The 13,920-nt window shown below is 57.2% G+C and carries 8 protein-coding genes; 4 read left to right on the forward strand and 4 right to left on the reverse strand.

Translation table 11 applies throughout. The features are described 5' to 3' along the window. Nucleotides 1-528 precede the first annotated feature (528 nt). Nucleotides 529-2,385, reverse strand: a complete 1,857-nt coding sequence (locus P6U29_RS33240) for a trehalose-6-phosphate synthase (protein WP_407114518.1) — start codon at nt 2,383-2,385, stop codon at nt 529-531. A 1,851-nt stretch (nt 2,386-4,236) separates the two neighbouring features. On the opposite strand from P6U29_RS33240, the gene P6U29_RS33245 reads away from it, so the two are divergent. Together P6U29_RS33245 and P6U29_RS33250 are read left to right on the forward strand one after the other, a co-directional pair. Further along, on the forward strand, nt 4,237-4,713 hold the full coding sequence (locus tag P6U29_RS33245) for an Lrp/AsnC family transcriptional regulator (protein ID WP_407114519.1): 477 nt from the start codon (nt 4,237-4,239) through the stop codon (nt 4,711-4,713). Between the two features lie 373 nt (nt 4,714-5,086). Beyond that, nucleotides 5,087-5,923, forward strand: coding sequence for a Crp/Fnr family transcriptional regulator (locus tag P6U29_RS33250; RefSeq protein WP_407114520.1), 837 nt, complete (start codon nt 5,087-5,089; stop codon nt 5,921-5,923). A gap of 2,621 nt (nt 5,924-8,544) precedes the next feature. On the opposite strand, the gene P6U29_RS33255 is transcribed toward P6U29_RS33250, so the two are convergent. After that, complete coding sequence (locus tag P6U29_RS33255) at nt 8,545-8,754, reverse strand: helix-turn-helix transcriptional regulator (protein ID WP_407114521.1); 210 nt, start codon at nt 8,752-8,754, stop codon at nt 8,545-8,547. Between the two features lie 583 nt (nt 8,755-9,337). Here P6U29_RS33255 and aepX point away from each other — a divergent pair. Further along, complete coding sequence (aepX, locus tag P6U29_RS33260) at nt 9,338-10,195, forward strand: phosphoenolpyruvate mutase (RefSeq protein ID WP_407119476.1); 858 nt, start codon at nt 9,338-9,340, stop codon at nt 10,193-10,195. A 279-nt stretch (nt 10,196-10,474) separates the two neighbouring features. Next, the gene (locus P6U29_RS33265; RefSeq protein WP_407114522.1) at nt 10,475-11,260 is read left to right on the forward strand and encodes a phosphocholine cytidylyltransferase family protein; all 786 of its coding nucleotides are present in this window, start codon (nt 10,475-10,477) and stop codon (nt 11,258-11,260) included. 259 nt (nt 11,261-11,519) lie between these two features. On the opposite strand, the gene phnF is transcribed toward P6U29_RS33265, so the two are convergent. Together phnF and P6U29_RS33275 are read right to left on the reverse strand one after the other, a co-directional pair. Then, the gene (phnF, locus tag P6U29_RS33270; RefSeq protein ID WP_407114523.1) at nt 11,520-12,326 is read right to left on the reverse strand and encodes a phosphonate metabolism transcriptional regulator PhnF; all 807 of its coding nucleotides are present in this window, start codon (nt 12,324-12,326) and stop codon (nt 11,520-11,522) included. A 43-nt stretch (nt 12,327-12,369) separates the two neighbouring features. Then, complete coding sequence (locus tag P6U29_RS33275; protein ID WP_407114524.1) at nt 12,370-13,845, reverse strand: alkaline phosphatase family protein; 1,476 nt, start codon at nt 13,843-13,845, stop codon at nt 12,370-12,372. Nucleotides 13,846-13,920: the final 75 nt, after the last annotated feature.

Here is a 13,920-nt window from a genome sequence, read left to right on the forward strand (position 1 = left end):
ATGACGAAACGAAGTGGTCGTCAGCAGTTCTTATAGTCGTTAAGGTCGGGCTCAAATGATCCTGAATCTACCGGCGGCAACGGGCGCACGAGCCCGTGGTCCTTTATCGAAGGCGTACCACGCAAAGGACGAAGGGGCGAGATTGTCGATCGCGAATGCCCGCTGCTGGCGGATCAGCTTGGCAGGCGCGAGGGGAGTGCGAGCCAAGCTGCTAACTGTTCTAACGCTGCTGTTGCGGCCCTTTCATTGCAACAGGCAGCGGCCACTTTCCGGCGCGGAACGACCAAAAGCTCGCTGGTGCCGACGCCGCCTGCAGAAGCGTCATTTACGGGTACGGAACGACGCGTTGGCTGCACGCTCCCGTTCCATTGTGGCTCACTCGCGTGATACCTTGATGCAACTCGTTCAACATTCCCGGTCGTCATCCAGGCTTGCGCAACCTGCAAGAACCGCATCAGCGCTAAAGATCTGGATTGGTCTTTGCTGCTGCAGAACAGCGTCATCTGCCGTGCTGTGCTCTTCGCCTGCTCACTCCGTCCCGGCACCGGGCTTTTGTTCGGAACGACCGATGAGCGAAGCTGTGGGTATGGCCCAGAGTCTGCCCTGTGTATGCATCAGTCTGGCCTCTAATGCCTCATAGGCCTTATTCTCGTCTGCGTAGGCAGCCTCCTTCAGGGCGACATCCGCGGGGTCGATCTCCTTATAGGTGGCCAGCGCCTCGCCATGGTTCCGGTACAGCGGCATCTGAGCCACGTTGGTCCAGCCGAGACCGATATTGAGGCACTGATCAGCCGGAACTGTGACACGGCTTTTGTCCAGCTCCCGGACGTAGTCCGCCGACCAATCGTGGATGGTATAGGATTCAATCTTATCCATCATTGACCGCCAGCGCTTGACGCGCTCCTCAAGCGGCATGTTGGCCGCTTTCAAAATAGCGTCTGCGATCTCTTCGGGATGGTTTGGATCCACCAGCAGCGCCTCGTCTTCGTTGAAGTCTTCAGCCGCCCCAGCAAACTTCGATAATACCAGAACGCCGGGATCCTTCGGATCTTGGGCAGCAACATATTCTTTCGCTACCAGATTCATGCCGTCGCGCAGCGGCGTGACGACACCTATCTTTGCCGCGCGGTAAAGACGCGCGAGTGCAGTCTGGCTGAACGAGTCATTCGTGTAGTGGATCGGCCTCCACTCGTCTGTGCCATGCTCGGCATTGACGTGGTTAATCGCATTCTCCACGTCCTCCTTGTACTTCTGATACTCGTCGACGTCGGCGCGGGAGGTCGGTGCGATCTGCAACAGCGAGATGCTGCCCGGCTCGGCCGCTAAAAGGTGGTTAAACGCTTCGACCCGTTTATCGATGCCTTTCGTGTAGTCGAGCCGGTCTACGCCGATGGCAAACTTGGCGCCTTGGAAGTTTTGCAACAATGACGAGACTTTTTCTTGCTCTGCGGGAGAGAGCTCTGCCGCAAGATACTCTGCGAACCGCTCGGGATCGATACCGATTGGGAACTTTTGAAGTCGCGTCTGGCCACGTTCCGTGGTCACAACGCCATCCTTGCTCTCCAGCCCGAAATGGTTTCGCAGGCAGGCCAGGAAATTGTTCAGATCCCGGTTCGTCTGAAAGCCGAGCAGATCGTACTTCAGCATCGATTTCATCAGTTCGCGATGGTCGGGTACGCACTCTATCATGTCGGGCGTAGGCCATGGCGTATGGAGGAAAAAGCCGGTTGGCCGCTCAATACCGAGGTCATGCAGATTGGCCCCAAGCGGGAGCAGATGATAATCATGCACCCAGAATGCGTCCCGATCTCGTACGTCGAAAGCCGCGCGCGCGATGAAGTCGTTGATCCTTCGATAGCTGCCATAATCCTCTTCCGAGCCCGACATCCGGTCCGGCAGGGAGTGCAATGCTGGCCACAGCGTTGAATTCGAATAACCTCGATAGTAGCCAGGATGGTCTGCGGCCGGCAGATCGAGCCTGGCGACGTGGCCTGCACCAGTCGGCACCAATGGCAGGGGCCGCTCGATCCCGTCGCCTGGGGTCTCCGAAGAGCCTATCCAAACCGCGCCGGAACGTTCCACCACCGGCTCGAGGCCCGCGGTGAGCCCGCCGGTCTGGGGTTTATTGGGGTCGAAGGGTGCCATGCGGTTCGAAATGACGACAAGCTTCAAATCGGGTTGCTGGTTGACGACATCAAGACGATCCGCCACCGCGTCCGATACACTAGGATTGGAAGGACCTGCACTAGCTTGTTGCTCTTGCGGTCTCTCATCCAGGTGCTGGTCAAAGGCCGCCTGACCTATGTTTTCATCTTGCCCAGTGGCGGCTGATGTGCTGCCGGAGTCTAACGTTGCCGTATCGAGCATGTCTTGGATTCGAACCATCTCGCAACTCCGTTTGACGATGTTTACGTTTGGTGCAGTCGCAGATCAGCCCCGAGATCTCTCCACTTCGCCAGGATGGTAGGTCTAGCTTTCGGGAAGCTGACCGGTCGAGCAAAATGGTCGGACTGCTGCATCCATCCAGGACTTCGAGGGGGGGGGCATGGCGGATGAGGCGACGAGATGTCGGATCAAGGCAAGACGACGTTTGGCTTCATCGACTTGACGAGTGCACGCAGAGCGTTGTCGTCATAGGTGGCGACGCACAGGGGCCTCGACGCTAGGAAGATTCGGGCGCTGTGGTGAGTCACCGTCCTGATCGGCACCAATGGCGCGAGCGCGCATTGACGCGTCCTGCAGTCAATCCTCTGGATGTCGCAGATCTTGCTCGCCAACATCGGCCGCCCGCTCCGGCCTCCCGACGGTACGATATAGACGGCCATCATAGGGCTCCTGGTTTGGTCCGCCCGTGGCGCATCAGCGCGCATCCGAATACGAGGTAGAAACCTGCAGAGAAACTTCTTCTATCAAACTGCCGCAGCTCACAACCTTGGGAGTGGCCCTGCGCGGTGATACGTCCGCTTCCATGACCTGCCCCTATTCATACCGTGAGGAGGGTACCTCCGATGTGGTCGGCTCAATGCTCTTCCGGCGGCACTAACGATGCGGGCGGCTCCCAACTACGGGCCAACGAACGAAATTGCAGCTCGAATATTCGACCAGTTTGGCAGGGGCGTGCGTCCTTAATGACTCCGCACGAGCCGTACCAACCTCGCGGAGAATGCATAAGAGCTGTACATTGCGCACCGATTTGTGCGTAGCAACATCATCTCGCGAAAGTCGAGCCGCCGGGGACAGCACTTCGCGTCTCCAGCAAGATGGGTTACGAGCAGGCTACAGCCTGTGTCGGTCGCCGTGGCTCGCGCAAAACGAGCCGCACACAAAGGCGCCCTGCGATCCGGGTTGAACCGAAGCGGCCGCAGTTGGTGCATATGCACCATCGCAGTCACGATTTCATTCTGCTTGCTTCGGCCCCGACTCCGGCCAGTGCAAAGTTCATCCGAAATGGAGGCAGACGCAGCAAGTACGATCATTCGGGGACATTAATCGACACGGCACAATCGGGCAGTCCAGACGACCTGAGCACACGGACGAGCTGACCCTCGTGTGGGCAATTCAGCTGCGCAAATGATGCTGACGAACCTGTCGAACGCAAACGGCGGACATGCGTTCACCTCATTCGATCAAGCCGATTGAGAGGCAACATCATTCAAAGAACTAAAAGTCGACGCGCAGTGCGCGTCAGCCAGCAGACCAAATCCAGCTTGGAGCAACGCGCACGGGGAACGCATGCTATTTTTTAGAATTGAGCCCAGCTCCGGGACAGGGACGACGGGGTGCGGGAGTTCCGGTTGGCGACCAACGAAGAATGAGCTGCGGGTCGGCTGTGATCGAGCTGGAGGACGAAGTCGACCCATAAGGTTCGCCTCTCAGAGGCAAACGGCGCCTTGTCGCGCGCTCGCCAGCGGGCGAGTAGCTGGCTAACCTCAATCAAGATGCGGTTTCCGCACGAATTATCAGGCGGCACGGCTCGCTTTGCGTTTCGGTTTCACTTTGGCTCGCATCTTTGCCGAAAAGCGAAGGCCCGGATCTCACATCCGAAAGGGCCGTTCCCTGCCGCGCCGCAGAATGCCGACGGCAGGACCCTCATCCTTTCTTTGATAGTGCTATGCGACAACACCCATCCAAGTTGGGCCTTTGTTACGGAAGATTTCCTCGTATTTTTCACCCTCGAGGATTTCCTGCGCGGAGTAGTCATCTCGCGGCGAAATTCGTCTCAGGCTGGAGGTGGTTATGCAGTACGACCGGATAGATGCCCGCATTCTCGAGATCGTACAAAAGAATAACCGTTTGACTTCAGATGTGATTGGCGAGCTGGCCGGGCTTTCTCCTACGGCCTGCCAACGACGGTTGAAGAGGCTCCGCTCGGAGGGCATCATCCAGGCCGACGTGTCGGTTGTCTCGCCGAGGGCGGTCGGACGACCTATTCAAGTGCTTGCACTGGTGACTTTGGAGCGGGAAAGCGCCGATATCATCGATAGGTTTAAAAAAGCCATCAAATCATCAATCGATGTCGTCAACGGCTTCTATGTCACGGGCGATGCCGACTTCGTCCTTTACATTACCGCGCGGTCCATGGAGGAGTACGAGGAGTTCACGCGGCGCTTCTTCTATGAAAATCGCGACATCAAGGGCTTCAAGAGCATGGTCATATTGGATCGCGTAAAGGCTGGATTTGCTGTTCCGGTTGAGCTTCCCCCAGACGATTGATTGCGCCGAGCGGGCAATCGTCTCGCGCCCGCAATCGAGGTGTTGACCTGACTGTTCCACTCTCCGGCGTCTTCTTGGGATCTCAATCAGGGATAGCGAGATAAGACGCGCGTAGAGCCCGATCATACGGCAAATGTCGTTGACGCACTCATCGTATCGCTAGCGAAACGAATGTGGCGCGTTGAGTCCGATTCGGCGCGAGGCTCCATTCGCTTGGTCGAAATTCGTCGAAGACAGGCCCCTCAACGCGGGATTTTGGCGCCGTTAGGTTACTCGTTGCATCAATCAAGATGAAGATGTTGCTATAGTCGTGATCACGTTCTCGTTACGGTCAGGCGCAGGCTAGCAAACGCGTCCTGCCAGGAGAAGGACCATGACCGATCGCGTGCCCGCCTTCCTCGAAGTGCTTGACTGCTCTCAAGATAGAGCTCTCAAGCAGCTGCGCGGCACACGACCGGAGCCTCTGCGTTCTCTTCCGGTGCGTCCTGCGAAACGGCCCTTTGTGAAGAACGTAATCTTGGCGCGTCTTCCTATCCAACAGCTTGCGGCAATAGGGGAGTGCCTCGAGCCGGTCGTTTTGAAAGAACGGATGGTTCTGCAAGAGCCAAAAAGGCCGGTCGAGCACGTCTACTTTGTAGAGAGCGGCCTCGTCTCGCTCAGAGTGGTTGCCGCGGGCAGTATGCTCGAAACGGCGGTCATAGGCTATCGGGGCGTGGTCGGCACTTCTTTCTTGTGGGGAGGACATCTTTCAGCCCATCAATCTGTCGTCGTCTTCCCCGGAAGCGCGCACAGAATTCGCATCGAGGATCTTCGTCGGATCATGAAGGTGCATCCCGAGATCAGAGACCATCTGTCTGAGTACGTGCAAGCGTTGACATTTCAGTGCGTCCAGACAGGATTGTGCGGGGTTCTGCACCATCGTGAACAGCGCCTCGCGAGCTGGCTTTGCCTTGCTAGTGAAGCTGTTGACGCCCGCGTGCTGCCAGTCACCCACGATTACCTTTCCTCGGTGCTGGGACTGCGCCGCGCCGGGGTGACCGAAACCTTGATCCGCTTCGAGCAGCAAGGGCTGATTCGCAAGATGCGGGGCGTCTTGCAGATCGATGAACACAAATTGCTCGAAGAGAAAGCATGCTGTTGCTACAAGCTCGTCTCAGCTGCCTATGCCTCCTCATCAGTCCGCACTCTCGGCGAAGAACAGGCGAGCTAGCAACTCGCGACTGGCGTTCTGCGTCCTCTGGGTTCTTGTGACGCGAAGTTGAGGCAATTCGCCCCGAGACACACCGCCACGAATCAATCGTTCCCCTTGCGCCGTGTAGCTGGCAGGTGGGTAACCGATCGTCAGCGATACCTGGGCTGGTCAGCTTGCAGTTGTCGCAACGCGGATGGCCACGTCGTTCAGCCGCGCGATGCGGTCCGGCGATTAGCGGGCACGCCGGACAACTGCTCGCGCGTTCTGCTCGAGCAGGATCGCTGGATGGGCGCAGCGAAGCCGGAAAGCTACTGAGTGCAATATCCACACTTCGTGAACTTGGCATGCTGGAAAGCATGGAACAACCGGCGGACCGACGCAAGGTCAATCACAATCGCTCGTCCGCAATCAGATCGACCCGCAAACCGCTGTCAATTTGGGTTCTCACATGGGCTCCCGGCCCGCGTGTCAGGCCGTTGTTATACGAACAAGGTCGGTGATTTCCTTCGAAATGCGACCGATCCAAGCCGAACGGCGCAAGAGAGAGGCTGAAGGGCTCAGGATCCGCGCTCTTTTGGCGTCGGCCGGCGTCAGTTCTCATGGCGCACGAATCGAACGCGGCGAGGGGTTTCGACAATCCAAGGTCACGCTGCCCAAATGCTTGCACCTGAAGCCGAAGAAACCGGGCTCACCTCCAAGAAGCGTCGCGGCTAGAACGTTCGCCTTCCCCGATGGTGCATGCACTTGTCCGGGCGCCCGAGCTCATTCGAAAACACCCGGCGCATCCGCGTCGGGAGAGGCGGCCTTGGCTGCAGCCAAACTGGTGAAGCGGTAGCCGCGTCCAAGCGTCCAATGGCCTTCGGCAGACATAGGACTGATCTTTGGAGCCTCCAGAGAGGAGACTTTTCGACTATCGCAGAGATTGCGGGTGCGGCGCACACACATGGCAAGAGCGTTTGGCTTTCTTCCGATTGGACGCGGGCAGCGCGGGACCGGATCGACAGATTGAGAGCGTGACTGTTCTCCATGCGTAAAAAGGGACGACCAGCTCCTGCTCTGGACCGGCACTCCGCATGACCATCTCCCGCAAGCACACACACCGTACTTTTCGCCGTTGGCGAGCTCGGACAGCGCATCCTCGCGGAACCCTTTTGTTCTTCTCAGAACTGGTAGGAGAACTCCGTTCCCGTTTGAGCTATTCCTTCCGGGTTGATGAATACTTGCCAACCAGCGAAGGCCACAGCGGATTGGCGCCAATAATCAACACTTTGAAGTCGTTGATGCTGGTTCTCGAATGCTGTGGGCACGACAAGTCGATAATCGCTTTACGATCGCTAGCCGGAGCACCTCCGCTATGGATTGTTCCACAGGAGTGTGAGCTGTCATCCCACCGAAGGGGCATGCTGATTCAGGTCCTCGATTCCCCTTCAAGTGACTGCGCTCCGCCGATTGTGTTTGTCGGCAGAAATCGGGCCGGTAACTGGGTTGCCCGTGAACTCGGGGCGCGTTTGGCGGGCTTTTTATCAACCGCGCTGAAGCTCTGAAATACGCTCTCTTCAAGAACGGACGCCATCCAGAGAGCATCATCGAAGTGACGCGTGAGATCGAGCTCGATATTCCCAGCCCGTAAACTGCAGAACACGGAGGATTGACCGCCCTTCTGCATCCGCTGACCCGTCGGAGCCGGGCACTCGCTAATCGATGTTCTTGAGCGTGCGCACTTCAATTAGGCAGCCCCACAGGCTTTCCGCTGCAGGTTCCGTCGGTCGACAATCATCGGGTCAATCATTGCTTCCGCTCGATGAGCGTCACATTGTTATAAACCTGAACATTAGCCGTCCTGACTCGTCCCGAGCGGCGACCTAAGGTGAGAGAAGGGCGCACCATCGACTGTTCGATCTGGCACACGTTTCATTACGCAAGCATCGCGCACAACTCAAAGAACTAGTCGGTTTCATCTGCATCGGGCTATCTTGAGGTGGAATGCGTTCGCGGGCTTAAGGCTATCTCATTCCCAGCGATACTCAGAAACACCCGGATCGCGGCGTCCGCCGCAAATATATTCAGCTTATGACTCGAATCCGCTAGATCATCGAAGGACGCAACCTTCGCATTGGTGGTCCGCGAAAAGGTAGTTCATTAAGCTAGCTAAAGCTGGGTGAGGATCGCCCGAACTTGGTTGAGCCCGCAGAGCGCTAGAGTATCGTGCAACGTCTACCAGCAGCGCGCTTTTGGAAATGCGTTTACGGACCATGATTGCCGTCATCGTGTCCGGCCCACACCGTATACGCCGCCTTTCCGATGACCACGACTTCAGCACCTAAGCCCCTAGGATCACCACACTTCAATTTGCGACATGTATACGACCGCCGCGTCCGCAGCGGGGGGGGAACGGAACGATCACAACGTTGACATTGGGATCCAACCGGTCGTGGAGCTTTCAAGAGCGTTATGTGCCGATGATCTCACCTCGCCTAGTGGTCCGCGGCGCCCCACAGTGACGTTCGGCGACGAAATAGACGTATTATAGCTATACAAGTGCCGGCGCTAATTCGATTCGCATTCCGCCGGAGCAACCCACGGTCGCCCCTTACATTCGCTAGATCTGCATCAGCGGCAACGTGACCGCGGCCGTTACTTTAAATAAGACGCAGACGCCGCGCCTTGACGACGCACTGGATACGGCTGGTCGTTTCCAGCTTTCGCATTGCATTCTTGACATGAAAGTTGACGGTGTTCTCGCTCACTTTCAGGATGACTCCGATGGCCCAGGATGACTTCCCCTCCTCGACCCATCGCAAGCACTGTCTTTCCCGTTCCGACAACACAACCTCTTGCACATCCGCCATGACTTTCTCCTGGAGCCGAGAGGACGTGGAACGAGATTAGCAAATTCCATACCAGGCAGTGCGCAAACTCTCGCGGCAGGACAAGATCTTGGGAGATTGCCGGTTCACTTCTCCGGAGACTGCCATCCTACTGCAGCTCTATCGACGGGATTGCGACAGATGTCGAAAACGCAACAGCAGCATTTACGACAACTGTAGCAGTCGATACTTGCTACATCTGTGTGAGCTGGATATCGCCCTTTGGCCAGGCGTTCCTCCCGGATACTTTGTGAAGGACCCTAGCACCGGGCTCACGAGCCGAGATCCTTCATTTGCACCGAAGCATTTCTTCTCCAACATGTCGGCTCCGATCCACCCATCACAACAGCCCCGCGTTCGGCGCCCATCCCATGGCGATAATGCAAGCTTTTGCGTCCCAATCAACTACCAACGCTGGTCATTGATCGGCATCACAACAAAAAGGTATGAGCAGTGAGGTTTTCGCCAACCGAAGCTCGGCCTCCAGGACTTCTGTATGAAGTATCAACCACAATCCGCTCAGCCCAACGCAGGTCATCAATGTACTCGGCCGTCGCCTGTCGAAATGCTTCGTGCCCAGGTCTGCTCGAATGGCGAGCTTTCGTTTCTGATGGAGGCGCATGACGGCCTGTCCGCTGCAATCGCCAAGCGCTCAGGATTCAAGGGGCTCTGGGCGTCTGGCTTGTCGATTGCTAGCTCGCTCGGCTACCGCGATGCCAATGAAGCTTCATGGACCCAGCTCGTCGAGAGCGTCGAACGCATTGTGGACTCGACCGCGCTACCTGTGCTCGTTGACGGCGACGGGGGCTTCGGCAATTTCAACAATGCGCGCCTCCTCGCACGCAAACTCCGTCAGGGTGGCGCGGCGGGCGTCTCGCTCGAGGACAGCTGCTTTCCGAAGATGAACTCGCTCATTGGGGAGCGGCATCTGCTCGCCGATATCGATGAATTCTCCGGTCGTCTGCGGGCTGTGAAGGATACGGTCGCCGAAAACCTTGTTCTCGTGGCTAGGATCGAAGCGCTGATCGCCGGTCATGGATTGAACGAAGCCATCTTGCGCGCTCATGCCTATGCCGACGCAGGGGCCGATGCAATCTTAATTCACTCGCGAAAGAGTACCCCGGACGAGATGCTTTCGTTTGTCCGCGAGTGGCGGAACCGGCTACCTGTCGTGATTGTTCCGACGACATACTATCGAACGCCAGTCTCTGCCTATCGTAATGCGCGCATCTCCACGGTCATCTGGGCCAATCACTCTATGCGAGCTGCAGCAGCTGCAATGCGGCGCGTCTGCGATAGTATCGTCGCTCACGAGAGCGTTGCGAGCATTGAATCTCATATCGCCCCGCTCAACGAGATTTTCGAGCTTTTGAAGTATGACGAACTCGCCCTGGCCGAAAAGCGATATCTTCAGCCTCCCTAATCTATGGCGACTGATTTTGTCCCTGACGTTCCCCCTCTTGAAAAGCCCGCGCCATGCGAACACCTCTCGCGTCTCGTCAAAGCCTCGCGTCCTGGTGACGCTTTGACAGCGCAGAACAACTTTCCCCTGCGAGTAAGCGTTTGATGCGCCGGTTTGCGCGGATGACTGCCGACCTCTTTCAATCTCAGGGGCCATCTGACAGGTCTGCGGCGCCCAGACTGAACAGAGAAGTTCAAAAATGCGCGCGGAGTCATACACGGGATAAAGAAAGCGAATGAAATGCCTGTGAATGCTCCTAAAAATGCTGTCATTCTTGCCGCTGGAGTTGGCTCTCGTCTGCGGCCGCTAACCGATTTAGGCCCGAAACCTCTGGTTCGAGTTAACGGCACTCCCATCCTTCACAACGCACTGCATAACCTCGAGCATGTCGGCGTGGAACAGGTCACGATTATTGTGGGCTATCGCAAAGATGCGATCCAAGACGCCTACGGCAGCCGCTTTGGCAGGCTCGAACTTAAATACGTCGAATCCTCTGTTTACGACCGTACTGGCAGTGCCTATTCGCTGTGGCTGGCGCGTGAGGCGCTTCTTTCCGGAGACTGCTTTCTTCTCGAGGGCGACGTTTTCTTCGAGGAAAATGCGTTGCGGTACCTGATGTCCAGCCGAGCGCAGGACGCGGCTGCTGTCGCGCCCTTCCATGAGTTGATGCAAGGATCAGCAGTTATACTGTCGGATAACGGCTTCATCTCGGAATTTCGCATGAAGCAAACGGCCGACACTCTCGTCGCGGATGGCCTGCCCCTTTTCAAGACGATGAACCTGCTTCGACTGTCCAGGTCAACTCTACAGGCAGCCGTCGTTCCCGCGCTGGACGATATCATCAGGTCCGGCGCGACCCAAGCCTACACGGACGAGCTTCTTGCCGATCTCGTGGAGAAACGTGGCCTGCAGCTCGCTGCGGTGCGGTGCGATGATCTCAGGTGGTACGAAATCGATGACGCGGAAGATCTGCGTATCGCCGAACGCATATTCGCAAAGTCCGACACGTTCGATCCGACCGCATAGGGGTGAGATTCACGACGGTCACCGACTGTTTGCCGGCGGGTCTCTTCAGGACATTCGTGGCTGCCTCTGACGTCGACCGCATGGACGCCTACTGACTGCAAGCTCGACAGTGGAAGCCGCAACTTGCGCGGCGGCCCATTGACTAAGCTGAACGCGTGCGGTTCGTCCCGGCATCCATCGTTGAAAGTCCTTCCTTCAGGCGATGATGGTGGCACAACAATTATTCGGCTGGCAGCCGCTTTGACTGCAGAGATGGGTACTATACCTTTGCCTTCAAGGAGGCAGATGATTTCGATTTGCTCGCTCGAGCTTTTCCGGAGCGAGGCTTTCTCGCACGCGACTGTTCTGCGGAACAAATCTCTCCGAAGTCGAAGCGGAAGCTCATTCTTGGCGCGCACAGTACATTCTCGCCAAATTTGATCGGAATACGGCCGGAGCAGTCAAGGCTCTCCTTGACGAAGACCGGCGCCGAAGTAGACATTGCAAGCAGGCGGGCCTCCTGCGCGGAGGGCAGACGCGCGCTGATCGTCACCCATTGCTGCGAGTAGTCGTCAATTCCGATGCGCTTGAGAGCCGTCGAGATCGAGTTGGCGCCAGAAAATTTGTCCAGCAGGCCGGGGGTTCGTTTCGCCGGAAAGTAGCTATGCGCAATGACGATTGGAAGGTCGTCCTGATAGCTCAGCGTGTCGATGCGCAGCACATCGTCACGAGCTTGCAAGTCGAGATAGCGGGCGAGCCGTTCGTCTGCCGGTATGGTTGCAGCAGACAGGATCTTACGGCGCGCCAGATGGCCTTGCGAAAGAAGGTTATCGGTCAGCCGGGTTTGAGAGGAGAGAAGATAGGGTGTGGGATGTTCGACAACGAAAGTGCCTCTCCCCTGCTCGACTCGGAGCAGTCCCTCCTGCTCAAGTGCCCGAATGGCGTATCTTACCGTGTGCCGGTTGACGCCATATTCGAGAGCAAGCTCCACGTCGTTCGGAAGTTTTTCACCTGGCCGAAATCGGCTCGACGAAATACCTTCTTCGATGTTCGATCGAACAAATTCCCAGCGCTTTCCTTGATACATAGCTCAAAAGTGTCCGTGGTTCAGGCTTCCAATTGCGCCGATCTCAGCATCCTGGCTGATCGTTCTTCGTCTCTGTCAGCTGGCCTACGGTCGCTCCCCGTAGATAAAGCCGTTGCCGATAAAGCTCCCGGAAGACAGTTGCCCGGCGCGCTGAATAGGCAATTGAGACGCTCGCATCTTCGACATCATGCTGACCTGCGTCCTCGCGATCTCGCAAAGCTTCATCGATGACACGGCCGTAAGCAGTCGATGGTACCGGCAATCCCAAGCTGGCAAGGATCGTCGGTGCGAGATCAACGATACTGGTTGGGGCAGCAAGAATTCCGCTTCTGAAGGCGTGACCAGCAAGGATGCATAATGAAGACAGCTCCTGCGCCGAAAGCCCACCATGCATGCCAGCGCCGATCGGATAAGGCCCATCGTAGTACACAGCGTCAGGCAAACCGTGCCGATTGGCCGCGCAGCAATCAGCGAGAACAAACGACAGATCCGCGCTCCGTTGGTGTTCGGCCATTACCGTGGAAAGCGGCAGGGTGTTGGCGATTAGTGGAGAGCCATCGGCTCGGCTACGTGAGAAGGCCGCGCCAAACCACGGCTCCGTACAAAGGCTGTGATACAGCTCTGTTAGGAAATGGCCCTCTCTGTCCCGAACCCAAATGTTTACAGTCCGTTGAGCGGTGATTGCGGCGTCTACTTCGGCCGTGAGCTCGTGTCCAACCTTGAATCCCGACCGCTGCAGGTGGTCCAGTACGGAGACCTTTTCTCCAATGGTGGCGTGTCCGTGATCGGACGCAGCAATAAGCTGAACTCCTTCGTTCTTTCCTTTCTCGGTCCACCAAGCGAAAATACGCCCGAACTGCCGATCGACCTCGTGGAGGACCTGATGCGCCGCACGATGCTGAAGTCCGAACATGTGATAGGCAATGTCCGGCTCCGAAAGCCAAAGGAGACTGACCTCCGGTAGAGCTTCTTCGCTAAGAAACGAGAAGAACAAATCGGTGACACGCTCGATGGTAGCGAGCGCCGGACGCTCGTCGCGAGGAAGCGTCGGAAAGGTCGATGCAATACGGCGAACCGCCGCGTTGTTACTAAACTCTGATGGGGCATGAACCCAGAATGCCGGCGCGCCCATCTGCCAACTCCCCCAGCTCGAAAGTCCGAAAGAGCCCTGTGACTGAGATCCGATCGAAAGCATCGCTCGGCCATGAGCCGCCAAGACTTCGCCGATCGTAGTGGCGGTAAGGACGCTGCCATAACTGCCAAGCGTCAGGAGCGCCGAGAGCGAAGATCCGTCGACCGACCGCCCGTTTGCCAAAAAGCGATTGCCGATGATTCCATGAGCGGAGCAGTGGCCGCCCGTTGCCAGGGCGGCCGACGAAACGCGCGTCTCGCTGGGAAAAGATGAGGTATGGCGGGCAAGCCGAAGGCCAATTTTGGACAGCTCGGCCAGGTTGGGAGTGACAGCTTCGTCTAGCTGGTCAGGACGAAGGCCATCGAGCACGACAATTACAAATCTCATCCGCCCACCATTTCAAGCTCCGATTCGCCGCCTCAACGTAGGAGGGTGCCAGCCCTCTGTCCAGAGCTACCTAGG

The organism is Bradyrhizobium sp. LMG 9283, from assembly GCF_045571415.1.
In the GTDB taxonomy this organism is placed as follows: Bacteria; Pseudomonadota; Alphaproteobacteria; order Rhizobiales; family Xanthobacteraceae; genus Bradyrhizobium.